Source organism: Schnuerera sp. xch1, from assembly GCF_019931165.1.
Lineage (GTDB): Bacteria > Bacillota > Clostridia > Tissierellales > Tepidimicrobiaceae > JAIOUP01.
The window spans coordinates 1-21,300 of the sequence record NZ_JAIOUP010000011.1; the positions used below are offsets into that span (position 1 = coordinate 1).

The following is a 21,300-nucleotide window of genomic DNA, read 5'->3' on the forward strand; positions in this document are numbered from 1 at the left end:
GACCCATTAGCTCAGGCGGTAGAGCACCTGACTTTTAATCAGGGTGTCCGGCGTTCGAGTCGCCGATGGGTCACCATCTTTTTATTTTGGAGAGGTACCGAAGAGGTCATAACGGGGCGGTCTTGAAAACCGTTAGGGTCTTTGGCCCACGTGGGTTCGAATCCCACCCTCTCCGCCATTCTGTTTTTGTGGAGAAGTACTCAAGTGGCTGAAGAGGCTCCCCTGCTAAGGGAGTAGGTCCTTTACGGGGCGCGAGGGTTCAAATCCCTCCTTCTCCGCCATTATTGGGGCCTTTAGCTCAGTTGGTTAGAGCGCCCGGCTCATAACCGGTAGGTCCGGGGTTCGAGTCCCTGAAGGCCCACCATTTGCCCAGATAGCTCAGTCGGTAGAGCAGAGGACTGAAAATCCTCGTGTCGGTGGTTCGATTCCGCCTCTGGGCACCATCAACATTTGAAATTTTTTGTAAGCAATAAAGGGGTGTAGTTCAGTTGGTAGAACGTCGGTCTCCAAAACCGAATGTCGTGGGTTCGAGTCCTGCCACCCCTGCCATTGCAATAATATATTTTCAAGTTGGGCGCATAGCTCAGTTGGGAGAGCATCTGCCTTACAAGCAGGGGGTCATAGGTTCGAGCCCTATTGCGCCCACCACTAATTCAACCTGAAGGGTTAAAAATTTTGCGAAGTAATTTGGGCCTGTAGCTCAGGTGGTTAGAGCGCACGCCTGATAAGCGTGAGGTCGGTGGTTCGAGTCCACCCAGGCCCACCACTTATTCAACATTTACAATTAAGAATTTAAAATTGTGCGCATGTACTTGGGGCCTTTAGCTCAGTTGGTTAGAGCGCCCGGCTCATAACCGGTAGGTCCGGGGTTCGAGTCCCTGAAGGCCCACCATCTAATAAAAACAACAGACTTCAATATGAGTCTGTTGTTTTTATTTTCGGACAAAAAGAATTAATTCTTTTAATATATTCTTAATATTTTTCATTTCAAATTTATCTTCTACCTTGAGTAGTATTATATTATCAGGTGTCATATATTGAGAAAGATCATATATTTTTTTATTAAACTGCCAATAAGAAGTATCTATGAACAAACATTTCTTAGTAGGGGTGATTAGACCTTTTTTAACTTCCAGATTAATAATAAGGTTTTCATTTTCCCAGCGAATATTGAAATTATTTTGAAATGAAACCATATTTATATTTGTAATAGGCAAGACTTCGGATAAAACACTAAAAATATCACCATTGATTTTAATGTCTTTAATTTCTAATTTTATTTTTTTATTTTCATTGAAATCAATATATGTAGTTTTAATATCTTTTAAGACATTAAATATCTTAAATATATATATTAGATAATATAGATCGTCATAGTTATGCTTAAGGATATTATTTTTTAATGTATTATCATTATTCCTTGTATATTGATAATAAAAATTTATACAGTCTTTACCAGAATATTCATCTTTTCTATAAATATTTAAACTTTCTTCGATTGTTTTTAATTTTAAATTTTTAAGATTTAAATAAGAATTGTTGCTTTTAATTTCTCTATAGATATCAAAATCTTTAATATTATATATTTTACTACTAATATTAAACTCACTTAATCTACATTTGATAAAAGGCAAATCAAAACTTTTGCCATTGTAGGTTACTATAAGATCAAATCCATTAATAAACTCATTGAATGCTTCTAATAATTCCCTTTCTTCATCAATTTTATCGGCAAAAAATTGTTTTAAATACCAATAATTATTCTTAGAATTGAAATATAATATACCTATCAGATATATACTATTATATTTTCGACTCAGCCCTGTGGTTTCTATATCTAAGAAGCATATATTATCTTTTTTGAAATAATTATAAATATTATTTTTAGATTTTATTATATATTCATGTACAGTCATAATTAATTCTCCCTCTATTTAAATTATGATATAATGATTTATATTAAAAGTATATTACAATTTTAACATAATGCAATAGAAGAAGCTATTGAAAGGAGTATATGATATATGAAACGGAAGAACGAGGCAAATGATAAATTAGATATATCCAGTCTATCTGATGAAGAATTAGAAAATAAAATTGTAAATATAAATAGTAAACAGCTATCGATTATACAGGAGATCTCTTACTATTTTTTATTTAGCAGCGTTGGAGAAATATCAAAATTAATAAAGACGGATAATTTTTTAAATCAATTGAAAATTGAAGATGAAAAAGAGATTATTTTTGAGAGCTATGATATAATTATCAATTCTTTTAAAAAGATACATGAAAAATTATCTGATGAACAAATAGAACACAATATAGACTTATTGATTCATATTAGAAAAAAATTGTATCACCTATCAAATTCTATGACTGGATACTTAACTGAATTGTCATATATGAAAGAATTACTTGATTACCATGTTATGAAGATATTAAATAAAAAGCATTCTAAAAATCATAAGATAAGTAAGAAAGATGTCATTTTTTTTATTAATAAAGTAAGGAGAGTATTAGATATTAGTAAAAATGATTACAATTCTTTTGTAAATTTAGTATCTAATATATTAAGCATAATACCTTTTAGAATGAGCAAATATAAATACTTTGATATAATAAAAACAACTCTAGTTAGGAATTGTAATAATTACGAGACAAATTTAGCTAAGAATAAAATTGAAGAATACAAGATGATATTTGATAGTACGTTAATAGGGGATTATGGTATTATATTTGACGATTATTTTACTAAGGTACAAAGAATTAAAAACATTAATTTTAAAAATAAAAATTTAGATGAATTAAATTTAATTGATGAGGATATAGTTAATTTGAGCATTAAAATGCATGAGATTAATTTATTTATTAGTAATTTAGGAATAATAATTAATAGATTGTTAGTTTTATATTTGACTAAGAATAGGATTGATTTTACTATAGACATAAATGATTGTTTTATGAAATGGAAACAATATGAAGAAGATATGAAAGATGAATTGCTTGAGTCAATAACAAAAACGTTTGAAATTGAAATAAAAAACGGAGAAAAGAAATTACTAGAACAAATGGAGTTTTTTGATGCTATCTCTAAAGAGGGAGCTAACAGAAAAGGATTTTTTAGTAATGATTTAAATGATTTAATCATATATACTGGGAAGGTTTTGACTTATTATAATGATAAGAACTTTACTAAGGATGAATTATTATTTTCTGAAGAATGTGAGGTTGTAGAAGAAGTCTATTTATACCAATTAATAGACAGCTTAATTCAATATATTAATAGAAGTATTTCTTCTATGAATAATGTGGAAAGAAAGATTAGAATGAGAAGACTTTTATCTGTAATAGAATTACCATTTAAAAATATAGAAGAATTTTTATCATATATTGAATATTCGTTGGATGAAAAGGTAACAAATATTGAAGACATAGTATTTGCTATGAATAAAATAAATGATTGGTTAGATAAATACATGGAAAGGTGATTTTCACCTTTCTTTTTTTATAAGATTATAATTTGGATTCCTTTTGGTAATAATAGATTAGTGAGATTGGAGGGATATAATGAATGTGAAACTAGGCATACCGAGAGGTATGTTATATTTTGATTATCATATTTTATGGCAAGAATTTTTTAACAATTTAGGTGTAGAAGTATTGATTTCTCCGAAAACTAATAAAGATATACTTGATAGAGGAATTAAATCTTGTGTAGATGAAGCTTGTTTGCCTGTAAAAGTATTTCATGGTCATGTGGACTATCTAAAAGATAAAGTGGATTATATTTTTATTCCTAAATTCATTAGTATATATAAGAGAGAGTATTGTTGTCCTAAACATTTAGGATTACCTGACATGGTTAAACATAGTATAAAAACGTTACCTCAAATTATTGATACCAAGATAAACTTAAGAAAGTCAGATAAAAATGTAAAAAGAATTGTCCAAGATATTGGCAAAAATTTCGAAAAAAGACCAACAAAAATATATGCTGCGTTTAAAGATGCTTATGAGAAATATAATAGATATAATAGTATAATAACTTCTGGAGTAATACCATTAAATGTTGTAGGTCGGTACGATGATTTATCATTTATTAAAAACATTAAAACTAAAAATTATGGCAGAAAAATACTACTATTGGGTCATACCTATAATATTTATGATCAATACATTAATATGGACGTAGTAAGTAAACTGAAAAAAAGTAAGTTCGATGTCATTACAACTGAGATGATTGAAGAACAAACTTGTAGAAACTTTGCTTCTGATTTATCCAAAAGAATGTTTTGGACACATGGACAAATAATAATTGGTGCAGCTTTTTCATTAATAGAAGAAAGATCTATCTATGGAATTATTTATGTTTCAGCTTTTGGATGTGGGTTAGATTCTGTATTAATCGATCTTATAGAGAGAAAAGCAAAAGAAAAAAGAATTCCTTTTACGTTACTTACAATAGATGAACAAACTGGAGAAGCTGGGATTAATACTAGAATAGAAGCTTTCATAGATATGCTAGAATGGAGGAATAATAATGAAGATAACATTTCCACATATGGGTAATGTATATATTGCAGGTAAAGCTTTTTTTGAAGAATTAGGGCAAGAAGTAATTCCGCCTCCTATATCTAGTAGAAAGACTTTGGAGATGGGAACTAAGTATTCTCAAGAAACAATATGTTTACCTTTAAAAATTATGATAGGAAATTTTATCGAAAGCATAGAAAATGGTGCAGATACAATATTACTAACTGGTAGCTGTGGTCCTTGTAGATATGGATATTATTCTGTACTTGAAAAAAATATATTAATGGATTTAGGATATGATGTTGATTTTATTGTATTAGATCCAATTGGTGAAGGATTAAGGGATTTAAAAGGAAATATATATAAAATATTTAAGGCAACAAATATAAAAGATGTAATTACAGCTGGAAAAATAGGTTGGAAATTAATAAAGAAAGCTGATTATATTACTGATTTATCCAATAGAAAAAGAGCTTATGCTATTAATAGTTATGAAGTAGATTTAATTTTAGATAATTATTTAAAGGAAGTAGAGCAAACATTTGGCGAAAAAGAGATGATGGATTTAATGGATGAGACAATTGTATCCTTAAATAAAGTGAAACTTAAAGATAATTTCACCCCTATTAAAATAGGTATAATTGGTGAAATATACACAGTTATAGAGCCTTTTGTTAATTTAGAAATAGAAAAAAAATTAGGTCATATGGGAGTACTAGTAGAGAAATCATTAACCCCAACTATATGGGTAGAGCATCATATTAAGAGTTACCCATTTGGCTCAAAGTTAGAAAATATAAAGCATGAGCTTGCTAGACCTTACTTAAAAACATTAGTTGGAGGACATGGAAGAGAAACAGTGGGATCTGCTATATACTATGCAAATAGAGGATTTGATGGGGTAATTCAACTCTTACCATTAAATTGTATGCCAGAAATTGTTGCTAAAAGTATATTGAATAGTGTCAGTGATGATTTAAAATTCCCTATTATGACATTGATATTAGATGAAATGACAGGAGAAGCTGGATATATGACAAGACTTGAAGCTTTTGTAGACTTACTTGCGAGAAGGAGAGAGGAGAGTTTATATGGATAAATATTATATGGGAGTAGATGTTGGCTCTGTTAGTACCAATATAGTATTAATGGATAAAAACAATAATATTCATTATAAGAAATATTTAAGAACTCAAGGAAAGCCTATAGAGGTTTTGAAAAAAGGTATTGGAGAAATTGAAGAGGAATTTGGAGAAGTTGAAATATTAGGAGTTGGTTGTACTGGAAGTGGTAGATATCTAGCTAGTATAATAGTGGGAGCAGATATAGTAAAAAATGAGATTACTGCTCATGCTGTCGCTGGATTGAATTTTCTTCCGGATGTTAGAACTATAATTGAAATTGGAGGACAGGATTCAAAAATTATAATTCTTAGAGATGGAATAGTAGTGGATTTTGCTATGAATACTGTATGTGCAGCTGGAACTGGATCATTTTTAGATAGGCAGGCAATAAGATTAGGTATAGACATAAATGATTTTGGAGAATTAGCCCTTAAATCAAAGAATTCTGTAAGAATTGCTGGAAGATGTGCAGTGTTTGCTGAATCTGATATGATACATAAGCAACAGTTGGGACATAATCAATCTGATATTGCAAGAGGATTATGTGATGCACTTGTAAGAAATTATTTGAATAACGTTGGAAAAGGAAAAGAGATATTAGGACCTATTTTATTTCAAGGTGGAGTAGCAGCTAATGCAGGAATCAAGAGAGCCTTTATTGAAGTGCTAGGAGAAGATATATATGTGCCGGATAATTATGACGTTATGGGAGCCATTGGAGCAGCAATGCTTGCAGAGAAAGAAGTTAAAAAGAAAGGTTCCACTAACTTTAAAGGAATTTCTGTGCATAATGTAGATTATAAAGTAAATAGTTTTGAATGCAATGGCTGTCCTAATAGATGTGAAGTAATAGAAATAAGAGATGATAATAAGGTATTAGCACGATATGGAGATAAATGTGGTAAATGGGCAAATTCAATAAAAAACAAAGATATAAAACTAGCATAATCATAAAGATCATAAGTGTAGAATTAATTATAAAAAGATAGGTATTTGGAACACCTATCTTTTTACTAATTAATATTTAATCATCTTTAATATTGTCATCTGTGTCTAATTCATTTTCCATCTTTCTATTCCGTCTTGATTTTCTACGTCTTCGATCTTCTTCATCTATTTGTCTAGGAAATAGAGTTGGGAATTCGCTACAAATTGGAGACGCTACTGGAGATAACTCTGGGAATCCTGTAGACAATACACATAGTTGAACTGGTACTATGATTTTCTTTTCACATGCTATACATATTGCTATTATTAGATCAGCTCGCACTTCGCCTCTATCTCTGTCTCTATCTCTGTCTCTATCTCTATCTCTGTCTCTATCTTTGTCCTTATCTCTATCTTTTTCATATTCAATATTTACATTTTCTTTAATCTTATGATCATCATCAATTTTTATATCTCTTCTAATGTTATTTGTTGCTAGTCTTGCTTCACAAGTTACATTACAGAATTCAGCAAATCTTGGTAAGAAAGCAGAATCAAAAACGGAAGGTACACATAGTTCAAAGAAATTAGTTAATTCTACTGGTTTAATAGGAATATTTGCCTTCAATGTTACATTTCTTCTTCTACGACCTGAGTTTTCTACTACTGCATCTATCTCAACTATAACATTTCCTTCTACTTCTATTTTTTGAGTACCAAAAACTGGAGTACCTTTTCCTTCTTCATCGCATTCACTTGTATCTGTAAATATAAGTTTTTGTGACTTAAATCCATCAGGACCTACAACTTCTACTGGTTTTCCTTTTTCATCTTTTACAAAGTCACCGCCAGAAAGCATTGTTTTAGGATCTGCCTTTAAGTTACGACGATCATTTATATTTTTTGGATTGAAAAACTTTCTACATCTTATATCTTTGATTTTAACAATTGATGCATTTTCGCCTAAGTTTGGTTTAAATCTAACATTATCTACAGTGCTTAAAGCTTGTAAATTAACTAAAATAGCATCATATACTTTCTGGGTGAATATTGGTTCAGTCCTTACATCTCTTAAGGTTCCATCCCATTCACATCCAGTAGTACCTTTACAACATCTATCATCTAGTTCTAAATTTATAGTTTCAGATTCAAAGTTTGGATTCATCTTTTTTCCTCCTTTTTAATAGTATTTATTCCTTGTCTCACTCATATTATATTCACAAATTGATAATGGTGTTACAAATTAAAATTGGAATATTTTTAAGTAGTTATTAATATATTTTAAGAGAAGTATCTATAGGTGGTGATTATATTGACATATTATAAGGATAAGTTATCTTTAATTTCTGATTCAATTGACAATATAGATTTGTTTAGATTACTTGATTATAAAATAATAAGGTATCATTTTGATAATAGGATACAGATTTATGATGAAGAAGTTATAAGTACAGAAGTTAATTCAGAATTTGATGTATCAATTGATGAAGATGATGTAATATATTTAGTTTATCAAAATTCTGAATTAGATCTTATTTTAACACTAATAAACGATAGAGAAGTAGAACATATAAAATTAACTCGAAATCCTATACCAGAAGTATACTATTTAAATATATACATATATAATGGGGAACCCCATATTTTTTATTTTATCTTATTATCACAAAAGGAGAAAAAATATAGATTATATCATCACTATCCTTGTAAAGATGGTTGGATAACAAATATAATAGATGAAATTACTGTTAATCAGGTTTTAAATTCGATTAGCATATTTAATATTGGAAATGATTTGCTATTAGCTTATTATGATGTTATAGAACATGAACAAATTTATATTAGAATTTTTGATTTAGAAAAGAAGGAATGGGGAGAAAAGGTTAAGTTAACGAGTACTGAAGAAGACAAGTTATATCTAGATTTTATATATAAAGATAATAAGATCCATCTAACTTACTGTCAATATGAAGAAGGAAATTTAGTGGTAAGGTATGAAAGATTTGACTATAGCAATGGTTTTATGGTAAAAGAAGTGGAAGATACAATATCTAATCCAGAAAATCCACAATATCCTACTATTATATATTATGGAGAAAAGCTATGGATAGTATGGATGGAATATGATAATGTAATAAGTAGGTACAGTGATGACATAGGTAATATATGGAGTCCCATTTATCTATGGAATGAATCAAAGGGAAATGAGATTGTAAGGTATAAATATTATAAAGTACAAAATAAGAGTAATACAATATTAAATTATTCTTTTGGAAAGCTTAGTCAAGGCATAAGATTTGTCGGATTTGGAGAAATAGATGATGTTTCTGAAATACCTGTAAAAAAAAAGAATCAAATGAAGTTTCTCAAGAATCTACCCAAGATTTAAATTTGAATGAGGATATTAGAATTCAAATTGAAAGTATATTTAATTTGTTAGACAAATTAGAAGAAAGAATAAGAACCTTAGAAGAAATAGAGCATAAAGAAGAATTAGAACAATTAATACAAAGAGTTGATGTTATAGAAGAATTTTTGAATAGACGGGCACGGGGATTTTATAGGAGAAACAAAAATTAGATAGATGTTACATATGTAACATCTATCTAATTTTTGAAATAATTTTTAATAGTATTTATATTATTTGTTATGCTTAATATCAACATCAGTTTAATTCTGGCTTTTTGACCTGGAATATTATTAGCAAATATGACATTTAGATTCTTAAGATGTTTCCCTCCGCCTTCATATCCATAGGTATCCAATACTCTACCAGTTGGACATCTTGATACCATAACAACTGGGATATTTTCGTCTATAGCCTTTTTAATACCTTTTACCATAGTAGGAGGTACATTTCCCCTTCCGAGTGCTTCAATCACAATACCTTTATATCCATTATTAATATAAAAATCAAATATATCTGATCCAATACCAGGGCCACACTTTACTAAAGCTACTTTTGTTTCGATTGTTTCTGTATTTATATATTGTTTTTGTAAAATATCTCTATAAAAGATTACTTCATCATTATCGACTATTCCTAAAGGTCCAAGTTCCGGAGATTTAAAGGTATTTAAAGATAGGGTATTAGTTTTTGTTACTTCTGCAGCTGAGTTTACTTCATTATTCATTACCACGAGAACTCCCTTATTTTGGGCATTTTTAGAAATAGCAGTACAAATAGCTGCAGATAAATTACTGGAGCCATCATAACCAAGTTCAGAACTGTTTCTCATGGCTCCTACTACAACTATTGGTTTTTTCGAATCAATAGTTAAATCTAAAAGATAAGCTGTTTCCTCAAGAGTATCAGTACCATGAGTAATTACTACGCCTGTAATATCATGTCTGTCAACAGTTTTTTTTACAAGTGATGATAAATCCATCATTATTTCTGGAGTAATATGTGGGCTAGGAAGATTGGAGAAGTTTATAATTTCAATATTGGTAAACTTTTCAATATTTGTTACCATTGCCATTATCTCCTCAGATGAGAGAGCTGGTATAGCGGCATTGATTCTTGGGTCTATTTTCATTGAAATGGTTCCACCGGTAAATATAATAGCAACTTTATTATTAAGCATAAAAATCCTCCTTATATCTATAATAGTTATATTTTATCATAAATAAGTGAGGATATCATAAAAAAGAAAAAAGGCTCCAAAAGGAGCCTTTCCACCCATAACGGATGTAAATAAACCGTTCAAAAGGGGTATTGGGAATAGAGATCTTATTTGAGGTTACCAGGGGGATAACCACTTATAAAGTATAGCAAATTACGACAAATTATGCAACACTTTTTTACAAATTTTTTTAAATTAATTTTTTCACTATAAATTTTTTCTTTAATAAGAAATATAAATACTATATAATGAGTATGTAAATATAAGAAAAAATGGGGGGTTAAAGATGGATAATAAAATTTTATTATCAAATAATAGTTTAAAACAGAATGGATTTAAAGTGAAGACTTTTAAGAATGTATTAGAAACCAAAGAGGCATTAATGAAATCAATTAGTATTAATGAATCTGTAGCATTTGGTGGATCGATGACATTAGAGGAATTAGGTTTATATGAAGATTTAAAAAATAGAGGAAATAAAGTATATTGGCACTGGAAAGTGGAAGATAAAAAAGCTGAATTGCAAAAAGCTCTTAATGCTGATATATATCTAACAAGTACAAATGCCTTAACTCTAGATGGAAAATTGATTAATATGGATGGAACAGGAAATAGAGTTTCCTCTTTACTTTATGGGCATAAAAGAGTATATGTAGTTGTAGGAAGGAATAAAATATGTAAAGACTATGATCAAGCAAGAGAAAGAATTAAAAATGTAGCAGCACCGATGAATACTAAGAGATTAAACACAGATACACCATGCAGATTTACTGGTAAATGCAATGATTGTGATTCGCCTGAAAGGATATGCAATGTGGAAGTTATAATTCATAAAAATCCATCTGGAACAGAGATCAATGTTTTTATAATTGATGAAGATTTAGGATACTAAAATTAGATGAGGTGATACTTTGGAGATATACTTGGATAATTGTTCAACTACTAAGCCAAGAGAAGAAGTTATTAAAGAAATGATATATGCATTGAGAGAGGAATATGGAAATCCTTCATCTTTACATAGATTAGGAATGAATGCAGAAAAAAGCATAAATAAAGTTAGACAAGAAATAGCAAATTTTTTAAGAGTTAATAAAGATGAAATTTATTTTACATCAGGAGGAACTGAAAGTAATAATTTTGCTATGCAAAGTATAATAGAGAAATATAATAGATTTGGTAAACATATAATAACAACTAGAATTGAACATTCTTCTATATTAAATGTGATGAAAAGCTATGAAGCTAAAGGATATGATATTACTTATTTAAAGGTAGATAACAACGGTCTCATTTCATTAGATGAATTATATAATAGTATAAGGGATGATACTATTTTGGTGTCAATAATGCAAGTAAATAATGAAATAGGAAGTATACAACCAACTTGGAAGATTAAGGATATCCTAAGAGAAAAAAAATCAAATGCGTTGATACATGTAGATGGGGTTCAGGCATTTGGGAAAATCAATCTTGATATCAAAAAATGGGATATTGACACTTTCTCAATTAGTGGACACAAGATACATGGACCTAAGGGAATAGGTGTTTTATATTTAAATAAAGAATTAAAGCTTAATCCTATGATATTTGGAGGGAATCAAGAAATGGGATTGCGTTCTGGTACTGAAAATGTACCAGGAATAATGGGATTAGGAAAAGCTGTTGAAATTATGAAAAAAGATTTTGATAAAGAACAACAGAAAGTCAAAGAGATTAAATTATATTTTATAAATAAGTTGAAATGGGAAATAGATAATATTCGTATTAACAGTCCTTCAAATAATAACTTTTCACCGTATATATTAAATGTTTCCTTTGAATATGTTAAAGGAGAGGTTCTGCTTCATTATTTAGAAGATAAAGATATTTTTGTCTCTACTACATCTGCTTGTTCATCTAAAGGAAAAGGAAAAAGTCATGTGCTTGTAGAGTTAGGTTTATCTGATTCACAAATAGAAGGGGCTATTAGATTTTGTTTTTCTCATGAGAATACTATAGAAGATATTGATTATACTGTAGATATATTAAAAAATTCAGTTGAAGATATTAGACAAATAACTATGAGGTGATTAAAGTGGATAAGGTTCTTAGTATTAGTGTTGGTGAAATAGCACTAAAGAAGGGAAACAGAAAATATTTTGAAGATAAGTTAATATCAAAAATGAAGAGAGCATTACAAGATTTATACTATGAAAAAATATATAAGGAACAAGGAAAAATATATGTAGAAGCATCAGAAAATGGTTTTGAACAGATTATAAGTAGATTAAAAAAAGTGTTTGGAATTGTATATATCAGCCCTTGTATTAGAGTGACGAAAAATATAGATGAAATAAAAGACGCTGTTATAAATATAATGAAGTATAGCCAGTTAAGGAATCCAGTAAAGACTTTTAAGGTAAAAACGAATAGAGTAGATAAAAAATTTCCAATAAAATCGCCAGAAGTCTCAAGACAGATGGGGGCAGTAATATTAAAAAATATAAAAGACTTAAAAGTAGATGTAAATAATCCAGAAATGTATGTATTTATAGATATAAAACAAAATGTTTACGTATATACTGAAAGGATAAAGGGTTATGGTGGATTACCTATAGGTACTAATGGAAAAGGACTATTATTGTTATCAGGAGGAATTGATAGTCCTGTTGCGGGATTTTTGATGGCTAAGCGAGGAATCGAAATAAGTGCAATACATTTTCACAGCTATCCTTTTACCAGCGAGAGAGCGGAAGAAAAGGTTAAAAATTTAGCAAAAACTTTATCTTTATATACGGGGAAAATGAAATTATATAGTATAAATATTTTGGATATTCAAAAAGAACTAAATAAAAAATGTCCAGAAGATGAGATGACTATTTTATCTCGTAGATTTATGATGAAAATTGCAGAAAAAATAGCTCTAGATAATGATATAGATGCTCTTATAACTGGAGAAAGTTTAGGCCAAGTAGCAAGCCAGACTATGAAAGGTATAACTGTAACCAATGCATCAGTAAACATGCCTATATTGAGGCCATTAATAGGATTGGATAAAGTTCAAATAATAGATATTGCAAAGGATATTGAAACTTATGAACAATCCATCTTACCTTATGATGATTGCTGCACGTTGTTTTTACCAAAACATCCTGTAACTAAGCCTAAATTAAAAGATATAGAAAAATCGGAACAAAATGTAGACGTTGAAATACTTGTTGAAAAAGCCATTAATGGTTCTATTATATATGATATAGAATAATACAGAAGTTACTTACAGATACTAACAATTAGTATTGATACTAATGTCGATTATGATAAACTATATATAAGATAATTATTTAACAAGTGATAAAGGGGAGGTATACAATTGCCGAGAATAGTGGATTATGAATCTAAAAAGCGAGAGATGCATTTGCTAATATAGGATACTATAATACAAACTTATCCCATATTTTAAAGGAATGTGGAATAGGTAGAACAACTTTATATCAATATTTTAAAAATAAGGATGAAATATTTTATTGTTATTTATGTTCTACATTAGAAGTGATGGAAAGTCAATTGAAGTTTATTGCTATAAATGAGCAATTAACGTATGTAGAAAAATTGAAGAAAATAATTGCTTATTTGGTATTAGAACATAGTAATATTTTTATATTATTAATTAGAAGTTTGGGTTATGTTAAAAGGAAAGCATAATAAAGTATTTAAAAACTTAAAAAGATATATACAAGATGTAAAGGCAATTCTCGAAGATTTGATAGAAAAAACAATAAGCGAAGATGGAATAAAAGATATAAATAGTACTGGATTAGCAGAAAATATTTATACCTTTGTTGAAACTTCTACACTTGAAAGAACTTCTAATGATTTAGATATAAAGGTCAAAGTTGAATCTTTTAACCTTTTAATTGATGGATTGAAGATTTAATTAGGGGGGTATCATAATGGTAGCTGTAAAACAACTTATTAGTGCAAAAGTTATGAATGAAGGACTTAAGTATATTGAGAAAAGTCCTATGGAGAACATGCCAAAATTAATTAATTGGGCTGATAAAATTATTACTAAACCTAACCACAAAAGAATACTTCAGCTTATTAAAGATATAATAGATGAGCCTGAAGGAAATTGGTATAAATTAATAGAGAAATTCTTTACTGATTTATCTCCATCTACAAGAAGAAGTTTTTTGACAAACTTTTTAGTGAATTCTAGTATGGTAGGTATACAATTACAGGATAAGATGAGAGAAAAATATAATTGTAATGTACCTTGGGCAATATTGATTGATCCAACAAGTGCGTGTAATCTAAAATGTACTGGATGTTGGGCAGCAGAATACGACAAAACAGATTCATTAAGTTATGAAACATTAAATCGAGTTATAAGAGAGGGTAAGGATTTGGGGATATATATGTATATATTCTCAGGAGGAGAACCCTTAGTAAGAAAAAGGGAGCTAATAGAATTAGCTAAAGAACATAGCGATTGTATGTTTTTGGCTTTTACCAATGCTACTCTAGTAGATGAAGGATTTGCTAAAGAATTAGGGGAAATAGGGAACTTTGGATTGGCAATTAGCGTTGAAGGTTTTGAAGAAGATACTGATATGAGAAGAGGAAAAGGTACTTATGCAAAAGTAATGGAAGCTATGGACTTTTTAAAAGAAGAAGGAGTACTTTTTGGATTTTCAACTTGTTACCATAAATATAATACAGATGGTGTAGGCTCCGAAGAGTATATTGACTTTTTAATAGATAAGGGCTGTATGTTTGGGTGGTATTTTACCTATATTCCAATAGGAAAGGATGCTGTAACAGATTTATTGGTAACTTCAGATCAAAGAGAATATATGTTCCATCAAATTAGGAATTTTAGAAATAAAAAGCCAATATTTTTATTGGACTTTTGGAATGATGGAGATTATGTTAATGGATGTATTGCAGGAGGTAGAAAATATTTGCATATTAATGCAAATGGAGATGTAGAACCTTGTGCATTTATTCATTATTCTAATGTAAACATTAAAGATATTAGTCTGATTAAAGCATTACAATCACCACTATTTATGCAGTACAAAAACAGGCAACCTTTTAACAAAAATCATCTAAGACCATGTCCCTTGTTAGATAATCCTGAAGAGTTAAGAAGTATGGTAAATGGATCCAAGGCTTATTCTACTCAGCCAGTAGACAAAGAAGATGTGGAAGACTTAACAGCTAAAACAGAAGAGGTAGCAGAAAAATGGGCTGAAACAGCAGATGGATTATGGATTGAGCTTTTGGAGGGAAAAGAGAAAAATCAAAAAGAAATAGAAGTTATAGAATCTAAAAATAATTAATATATTAAAATAAAGAAAGTTGGGGATTTCTTTTCCCAGCTTCTTTATTTTTTATGTAATGCAGAACTTTTATTATTATAATATAATAAGATAAGGTATATATTATATGTAGATGAAGGAGGTCAATTATGAATAAAAAATATTTGGTGATAATTGTTTTAATAGTTATAGTGGCAGTTTCACTTATAGGTAGTTATAATAGTTTAGTAACAAAAGAAGAGAAAGTTAACAGTGCATGGGCACAGGTAGAAAATGTTCTTAAACGTAGGGCAGATCTAATCCCAAGTTTGGTTAACACGGTACAAGGGTATGCTAGTCATGAAAGTGATGTATTGACTGGAATCACTGAAGCAAGGAGTAGTTTCAACGATGCGAACACGCCAGATGAATATGCTGAAGCAAATACAGAATTAAATAGAGCTTTAACTAACTTATATGTAGTAGTTGAAAATTATCCGGAATTAAAGGCAAATAAAAATTTTTCTGATTTACAATACGAATTAGCTGGTACAGAAAATAGAATCTCAACAGAACGAATGAGATATAATGAAACGGTGCAAGAGTTTAACACTTCTATTAAAAGGATTCCCACAAATATTATAGCTAATGTATTTGGATTTGAAGAAAAGCAATATTTCGAAATAAATGAAGAAGATGCAGAAGTTCCAGAAGTAAATTTTTAGGTGATATATATGAGAAGAAAAACCTTATTTTTATGTTTGATGTGTATATTAATTATATTGCAAACTAATTTTGGATTAGCAACAGATATTAACCTGCCTAGACCTAGTAATTCATTTTATGTTTATGATGAACCGGATATATTAGAAAAGCAAGCAGAGGAATATGTTATTAGAACTGATGAAGAATTATATAAAAAGTCGGGAGTTCAAATAGTAGTTGCAAGTATAAATTCATTGGAAGGCATGGATATAAGAGAATATGCAGTAAGGTTGTTTGAAAAATGGGGTATAGGAAGTGATGAGTATGATAATGGTTTATTGATATTAATAGTACCAGAAAATAGGGAAATTTGGATTGAAGTAGGATACGGATTAGAAGGGATATTGCCTGATAGCAAGGTAGGAAATATAATTGAGAATTCGATGCTTCCTCATTTTAGAGAAAATAATTATTCTGATGGTATAATATCTGGTTTTAATGAAATACTCAATGAAGTAGAAAAAGGATATAATATTAATTTAGGAAGAGAAAGAATAAATGAAGATTTATATAATATTAATGGATCCTATTCTAATGCAGGGATATTTGATGGTACAAGAAGTATATTAATGATCGTAGGGGTAATAGTATTTCTTTTTATAGATTTCAAGTTCTTTAATGGACTGTTGACATATTTCATATTATTTAGAGGTCATAGAAATGGCGGCGGTAGTAGGAATAGAGGTGGAGGTGGAAGATCTGGCGGCGGTGGTGCTGGCGGCAGATGGTAAGAAAGGATGAACCAAATGAAGAAATTTATTGTAATAATTATTTCAATAATATTAATAATTACTGGCTGTTCAAAAAGTGAACAGATAAACATTAATAATGGTGAAAGGCCTTTAGTTTATGTATCTTTTTATCCAATGTACTTTTTAGCAGATGAAATAGGAGGGGATAACATTGAACTGAGAAATGTAACACCAAATGGAGTAGATTCACATCACTATGAACCTTCTATGAGTCAGTTAAAAGATATTGAAAAAGCGCAGGTTTTTATATATAATGGTTCTGGTTTTGAAAGTTGGGTGAACAAATTACTAGGAAACATGATTAATGAAGATATAACTATCAATGCTAGTGATTCAGTAGATTTGATTATGCAAGATGGAAGACCAGATTCCCATATATGGTTAAATCCTAGTAATATGATTAAAATTGGAGAGAAGATAAAAGAAAAGTTTATATCCTTAGATAGAGAAAATAAAGAAGAATATGAGGAGAATTTTGAAGAATTATCTAATAAATTAAAAGAGTTAGATGACAGATTTATTACTGAATTAGAAGAAAGAAAACATAATTCAATAATTGTTTCTCATGCAGCTTTTGCATATATGGCACAAAGATATGAAATTGAACAAATTCCAGTTACAGGTATTAGTCATGAACAAGAGCCTACCCCTGGAACAATTGCAGATATTATTGAGCTTGTAGAAGATGAAAATCATAAATATATTTTTTTAGAGACCTTAGCTAGTCCTAAAACAGTGGAAGTTATAGCTAAAGAAGCAAATTTAAAAACTCTTACATTAAATCCTATAGAGGGACTAACCAAAAAAGAACAGGAAAATAATGAAGATTATATATCAATAATGGAAAAGAATCTAGAGAATTTAAAGAAGGCTTTGGTGGAATGATATGGAGGAACAAATAGTAAGTGTAGAAAATGCAAGTTTTAGTTACGGAACAAATACCGTATTAGATAATGTTAGTTTAAAGATTAATAAAGGAGATTTTGTAGGAATTATAGGACATAATGGTTCGGCAAAGAGCACTCTCTTAAAGCTTATGGTTGGATTACTTAAGCCAGATAAGGGTACTATAAAATTATTTGGTACATCAGTTGAAAAATTTAAAGATTATAAAAAAATAGGTTATATATCTCAAAATGTAAGAGATTTCAATCAGATGTTTCCAGCAACAGTAGAAGAAGTTGTTTCAATTAACCTTTATCATAAAAGAAACTTATTTACTAGATTTAGAAATAAGGACAATGAAAAAATTGAAAAAATTTTAGAAATAGTTGAGATGGATAAGTTTAAAACTAGTAAGATTGGGAATCTATCTGGAGGACAAAAACAGAGAGTTTTTATTGCTAGATCTTTAGTTAATAATCCAAAAATACTTTTTATGGATGAACCACTTGTAGGGATTGATTTAGAATCTCAGAATAAGTTTTATGATTTATTAAGTAAATTAAACAATGAATATAATATTACCTTGGTCATGATTTCCCATGATGTAGGAGTTATATCAAAAAAAGTAGACAAGATATTCTGTTTGACGGATGGAAAGGTTTATGTACATGATAAAAATAATGATGTATATATTAATAGACTTAAGGACATCTATGGTGAAGATGTGAACATGTTATTTCACAAGCATTAGGAGGAGGACTATGTTATCTTATGAATTTATGCGAAAATCCTTTATCATGGGAGTTATGATTGCATTAATAGCTCCCACTATAGGATATTTCTTAGTACTTAGAAGGCAGTCGGTAATAGGTGATACATTATCTCATGTGGCTCTTTCTGGGGCAGCTTTTGGAATGATTACTCAGATATACCCTGTATATACTGCAATAATATTTTCGATAACAGCAGCTTTAGGAATAGAAGGACTGAGAAAAAAATATGAGAATTATGCTGAAATATCCCTTTCTATAGTATTATCTACAGGAGTTGGTTTAGCTTCTGTTTTAATTAGTTTAGGCAATACGCAAGGGATATTATCATATTTATTTGGAAGTTTAGCTTTTGTAACTAATCAAGATATTATTATGGTAGTTGGTTTAGGAGTTATTATTTTAGCTACTATAGTATTCTTATATGATGATATGTTTTATATAACATTTGATGAAGAAAGTGCATATTTAGCTGGTATTTCGAATAAATTGATTAATATATATTTTTCTATATTAGTAGCTTTGACAGTAGCTATATCGATGAGGATAGTTGGAGTTCTTCTCATTTCGTCTTTGATGGTGTTGCCTGTAGCAGCAAGTTTATTAATTGCAAAAAGTTTTAAGTCAGGTCTTATGTATTCTATTATGTTTGGAATAATGTCTGTAATAATTGGGTTGATATTATCTTTTTACTTAGATTTAGCGCCAGGGGGTACTATAGTATTATCAGCATTATTAATTTTAATAATTATAATTATAGTAGAAAGTATTAAAAAGTAGCAATATTTATGCAAGCCAGTGTTAAAACACTGGTTTTTTTTATTAAGTATGAAGATTTATATATTAAACATAAAATATCATTGTATTCTACATAGGTGTGTATAATACACATTTTGAAAGGTAATATATTTAAGAAAATTTATTGATTTTTGGTATGTTTTTGCTATAATGTAATAGTGATAATAGTAGTTTAGTAAATATAAACATAAAGTTTAATATATTCTATAAAATTAAGGAGGATAATTGTGGAAATAGGTAAAAAGATTAAACGCCTCAGAATGCAAAATTCCTTAACACAGGAAGAACTTGCAGCAAGATGTGAATTAACAAAGGGGTTTATTTCACAAGTAGAGAGAGATCTAACATCTCCATCTATAGCAACTCTTACTGATATCTTAGAGGGATTAGGAACTAATTTAAGGGACTTTTTTAGTGAAATAGAAGATGAAAAACTGGTTTTCAGTAAGGATGATGTATTTATAACTGAGAATGAGGACTATAAATACACATTAAAATGGATAATACCTAATGCTCAAAAAAACCTTATGGAACCTATTCTTGTAGAATTAGAATCAGAGGGAAGAACTAAGGAAGATTTCCCCCATGAGGGAGAAGAGTTTGGATATGTGTTAAAGGGAAATATTTTTATATATTTAGGAAATGAAAAATATAAAGTAAGAAAAGGCGAAAGTTTTTATTATAGGGCTAATTTTAATCATTATATTTCGAATGCTGGTAAATCAAAAGCTAAAGTTATTTGGATAAGTACACCACCAAGTTTCTAAAATAGTAGAGGGGGTTTGTAAATGAATAAAACTTATATAATAGAATTAGAAAATATTTCTAAAGAATATGATGGAATTAGAGTACTTGATAATATAAACTTATATATTAAAAGAAATGAATTTCTAACACTATTAGGCCCCAGTGGATGTGGAAAGACGACAACACTTAGAATTATTGGAGGATTTGAACAGCCAACAGAAGGTAAAATAATATTTGAAGGCAAAGATATAACAGAAGTCCCCCCTTATAAAAGACAGATAAATACTGTTTTTCAAAGATATGCATTATTTCCTCATATGAATGTATTTGAGAATATTGCTTTTGGATTAAATATCAAAAAAGTGTCTCAGAAAGAAATAAACAGTAAAGTTAAAGAAATATTAAGGTTAGTTAATCTTCAGAGTTTTGAAAATCGTTCTATTGAATCGTTGAGCGGAGGACAGCAGCAAAGAGTCGCTATAGCAAGAGCTTTAGTCAATGAACCTGAAGTTTTACTTCTTGACGAACCCTTAGGTGCATTAGATTTGAAACTTAGAAAGGAAATGCAAATTGAGTTAAAGAATATGCAGAAAAGAGTTGGAATTACCTTCATATACGTAACTCATGATCAAGAAGAAGCGCTTACTATGTCTGATAGCATAGTAGTAATGGATAAAGGAGTGGTTCAACAAATTGGTACTCCTGTTGATATATATAATGAACCAAAAAATAGATTTGTAGCTCAATTTATAGGTGATAGTAATATCATTAATGGAATAATGCTTGAAGATTTTAAGGTTGAATTTGCTGGGAAAGTATTTGATTGTGTAGATAAGGGATTTGATAAAAATGAAAGCGTAGAAGTAGTTATTAGACCAGAGGATTTAGAAATTACCATTCAAGAAAAAGGACAGTTAAAAGGTATTGTAACTTCGATTACTTTTAAAGGAGTTCATTATGAAATGATAGTTAATGATGGGACTATTGATTGGAAAATTCATTCTACTATCATGAAATCAGTAGGAACAAAAATTGGTATGATAGTAGCACCTGAAAATATTCATGTAATGAAGAAGGTGACAAGAGAATGA

The 21,300-nt window shown here is 29.4% G+C and carries 22 protein-coding genes and 9 tRNA genes; 28 read left to right on the forward strand and 3 right to left on the reverse strand.

The genetic code is table 11. The features are described from left to right. From K8M07_RS08465 to K8M07_RS08505, 9 genes are all read left to right on the forward strand, one after another. A tRNA-Lys gene (locus tag K8M07_RS08465) sits at window positions 1–76 on the forward strand. A 12-nt stretch (window positions 77–88) separates the two neighbouring features. After that, window positions 89–178 (forward strand) — tRNA-Ser (locus K8M07_RS08470). Between the two features lie 12 nt (window positions 179–190). Continuing rightward, window positions 191–281, forward strand: a tRNA-Ser gene (locus K8M07_RS08475). A gap of 6 nt (window positions 282–287) precedes the next feature. Next, window positions 288–364, forward strand: a tRNA-Ile gene (locus K8M07_RS08480). A 3-nt stretch (window positions 365–367) separates the two neighbouring features. Continuing rightward, window positions 368–443, forward strand: a tRNA-Phe gene (locus K8M07_RS08485). A gap of 30 nt (window positions 444–473) precedes the next feature. Then, window positions 474–549: transfer RNA gene (locus K8M07_RS08490), tRNA-Trp, on the forward strand. 23 nt (window positions 550–572) lie between these two features. Beyond that, a tRNA-Val gene (locus K8M07_RS08495) sits at window positions 573–648 on the forward strand. A 41-nt stretch (window positions 649–689) separates the two neighbouring features. Next, a tRNA-Ile gene (locus K8M07_RS08500) sits at window positions 690–766 on the forward strand. A gap of 49 nt (window positions 767–815) precedes the next feature. After that, window positions 816–892, forward strand: a tRNA-Ile gene (locus K8M07_RS08505). A gap of 40 nt (window positions 893–932) precedes the next feature. Here the strand turns inward: K8M07_RS08505 and K8M07_RS08510 are convergent. Then, window positions 933–1,916, reverse strand: a complete 984-nt coding sequence (locus tag K8M07_RS08510) for a ribonuclease H-like domain-containing protein (RefSeq protein WP_223377754.1) — start codon at window positions 1,914–1,916, stop codon at window positions 933–935. 108 nt (window positions 1,917–2,024) lie between these two features. Here K8M07_RS08510 and K8M07_RS08515 point away from each other — a divergent pair, with 108 nt between their 5' ends. The 4 genes from K8M07_RS08515 (at window position 2,025) to K8M07_RS08530 (ending at window position 6,605) form a co-directional block, all read left to right on the forward strand. Then, window positions 2,025–3,488, forward strand: coding sequence for a hypothetical protein (locus tag K8M07_RS08515; protein ID WP_223377757.1), 1,464 nt, complete (start codon window positions 2,025–2,027; stop codon window positions 3,486–3,488). 79 nt (window positions 3,489–3,567) lie between these two features. Next, complete coding sequence (locus tag K8M07_RS08520) at window positions 3,568–4,569, forward strand: acyl-CoA dehydratase activase-related protein (RefSeq protein ID WP_223377766.1); 1,002 nt, start codon at window positions 3,568–3,570, stop codon at window positions 4,567–4,569. Further along, window positions 4,541–5,632 carry an acyl-CoA dehydratase activase-related protein gene (locus tag K8M07_RS08525; RefSeq protein ID WP_223377768.1) on the forward strand — a complete coding sequence of 364 codons (1,092 nt, stop codon included), beginning with the start codon at window positions 4,541–4,543 and terminating at the stop codon, window positions 5,630–5,632. Before K8M07_RS08520 ends, K8M07_RS08525 begins: the two co-directional genes overlap by 29 nt. Continuing rightward, window positions 5,625–6,605, forward strand: coding sequence for an acyl-CoA dehydratase activase (locus K8M07_RS08530; RefSeq protein ID WP_223377770.1), 981 nt, complete (start codon window positions 5,625–5,627; stop codon window positions 6,603–6,605). Before K8M07_RS08525 ends, K8M07_RS08530 begins: the two co-directional genes overlap by 8 nt. Window positions 6,606–6,681: 76 nt before the next feature. On the opposite strand, the gene K8M07_RS08535 is transcribed toward K8M07_RS08530, so the two are convergent. Continuing rightward, a complete protein-coding gene (locus K8M07_RS08535) occupies window positions 6,682–7,749 on the reverse strand; it encodes a hypothetical protein (RefSeq protein WP_223377772.1) in 1,068 nt (355 codons plus the stop codon). Between the two features lie 147 nt (window positions 7,750–7,896). Here K8M07_RS08535 and K8M07_RS08540 point away from each other — a divergent pair, with 147 nt between their 5' ends. Together K8M07_RS08540 and K8M07_RS08545 are read left to right on the forward strand one after the other, a co-directional pair. Further along, window positions 7,897–8,973, forward strand: a complete 1,077-nt coding sequence (locus K8M07_RS08540) for a hypothetical protein (RefSeq protein WP_223377774.1) — start codon at window positions 7,897–7,899, stop codon at window positions 8,971–8,973. A gap of 2 nt (window positions 8,974–8,975) precedes the next feature. Then, the gene (locus K8M07_RS08545; protein ID WP_223377776.1) at window positions 8,976–9,164 is read left to right on the forward strand and encodes a hypothetical protein; all 189 of its coding nucleotides are present in this window, start codon (window positions 8,976–8,978) and stop codon (window positions 9,162–9,164) included. A gap of 26 nt (window positions 9,165–9,190) precedes the next feature. On the opposite strand, the gene K8M07_RS08550 is transcribed toward K8M07_RS08545, so the two are convergent. Next, window positions 9,191–10,171 carry an asparaginase gene (locus tag K8M07_RS08550; RefSeq protein ID WP_223377777.1) on the reverse strand — a complete coding sequence of 327 codons (981 nt, stop codon included), beginning with the start codon at window positions 10,169–10,171 and terminating at the stop codon, window positions 9,191–9,193. A 325-nt stretch (window positions 10,172–10,496) separates the two neighbouring features. Between K8M07_RS08550 and K8M07_RS08555 the strand changes: the two genes are divergently transcribed. From K8M07_RS08555 to potA, 13 genes are all read left to right on the forward strand, one after another. Beyond that, complete coding sequence (locus K8M07_RS08555) at window positions 10,497–11,102, forward strand: lactate utilization protein (protein WP_223377779.1); 606 nt, start codon at window positions 10,497–10,499, stop codon at window positions 11,100–11,102. A 19-nt stretch (window positions 11,103–11,121) separates the two neighbouring features. After that, the gene (locus K8M07_RS08560) at window positions 11,122–12,279 is read left to right on the forward strand and encodes a cysteine desulfurase family protein (protein ID WP_223377781.1); all 1,158 of its coding nucleotides are present in this window, start codon (window positions 11,122–11,124) and stop codon (window positions 12,277–12,279) included. 5 nt (window positions 12,280–12,284) lie between these two features. Beyond that, window positions 12,285–13,451 carry a tRNA uracil 4-sulfurtransferase ThiI gene (gene thiI, locus K8M07_RS08565; RefSeq protein ID WP_223377783.1) on the forward strand — a complete coding sequence of 389 codons (1,167 nt, stop codon included), beginning with the start codon at window positions 12,285–12,287 and terminating at the stop codon, window positions 13,449–13,451. A 191-nt stretch (window positions 13,452–13,642) separates the two neighbouring features. Beyond that, window positions 13,643–13,891: a TetR/AcrR family transcriptional regulator gene (locus tag K8M07_RS12855; protein WP_411741964.1), complete on the forward strand. Its 249-nt coding sequence runs from the start codon at window positions 13,643–13,645 to the stop codon at window positions 13,889–13,891. After that, a complete protein-coding gene (locus tag K8M07_RS08575; protein WP_223377785.1) occupies window positions 13,872–14,123 on the forward strand; it encodes a hypothetical protein in 252 nt (83 codons plus the stop codon). The genes K8M07_RS12855 and K8M07_RS08575 overlap by 20 nt, the downstream gene beginning before the upstream one ends. Window positions 14,124–14,139: 16 nt before the next feature. Further along, window positions 14,140–15,534, forward strand: coding sequence for a radical SAM protein (locus K8M07_RS08580; protein ID WP_223377787.1), 1,395 nt, complete (start codon window positions 14,140–14,142; stop codon window positions 15,532–15,534). A 128-nt stretch (window positions 15,535–15,662) separates the two neighbouring features. Next, complete coding sequence (locus K8M07_RS08585; RefSeq protein ID WP_223377789.1) at window positions 15,663–16,217, forward strand: LemA family protein; 555 nt, start codon at window positions 15,663–15,665, stop codon at window positions 16,215–16,217. A gap of 9 nt (window positions 16,218–16,226) precedes the next feature. Next, complete coding sequence (locus K8M07_RS08590; protein WP_223377791.1) at window positions 16,227–16,988, forward strand: TPM domain-containing protein; 762 nt, start codon at window positions 16,227–16,229, stop codon at window positions 16,986–16,988. A 15-nt stretch (window positions 16,989–17,003) separates the two neighbouring features. Beyond that, a complete protein-coding gene (locus K8M07_RS08595; protein ID WP_223377793.1) occupies window positions 17,004–17,894 on the forward strand; it encodes a metal ABC transporter solute-binding protein, Zn/Mn family in 891 nt (296 codons plus the stop codon). Between the two features lies 1 nt (window position 17,895). Next, window positions 17,896–18,645 (forward strand): metal ABC transporter ATP-binding protein, encoded by a 750-nt coding sequence (locus K8M07_RS08600; RefSeq protein WP_223377795.1) that lies wholly within the window; start codon window positions 17,896–17,898, stop codon window positions 18,643–18,645. 10 nt (window positions 18,646–18,655) lie between these two features. Continuing rightward, on the forward strand, window positions 18,656–19,444 hold the full coding sequence (locus K8M07_RS08605; protein WP_223377797.1) for a metal ABC transporter permease: 789 nt from the start codon (window positions 18,656–18,658) through the stop codon (window positions 19,442–19,444). A gap of 245 nt (window positions 19,445–19,689) precedes the next feature. Then, on the forward strand, window positions 19,690–20,229 hold the full coding sequence (locus K8M07_RS08610) for a helix-turn-helix domain-containing protein (RefSeq protein WP_223377799.1): 540 nt from the start codon (window positions 19,690–19,692) through the stop codon (window positions 20,227–20,229). A gap of 21 nt (window positions 20,230–20,250) precedes the next feature. Beyond that, window positions 20,251–21,300, forward strand: coding sequence for a spermidine/putrescine ABC transporter ATP-binding protein (potA, locus tag K8M07_RS08615; protein ID WP_223377801.1), 1,050 nt, complete (start codon window positions 20,251–20,253; stop codon window positions 21,298–21,300).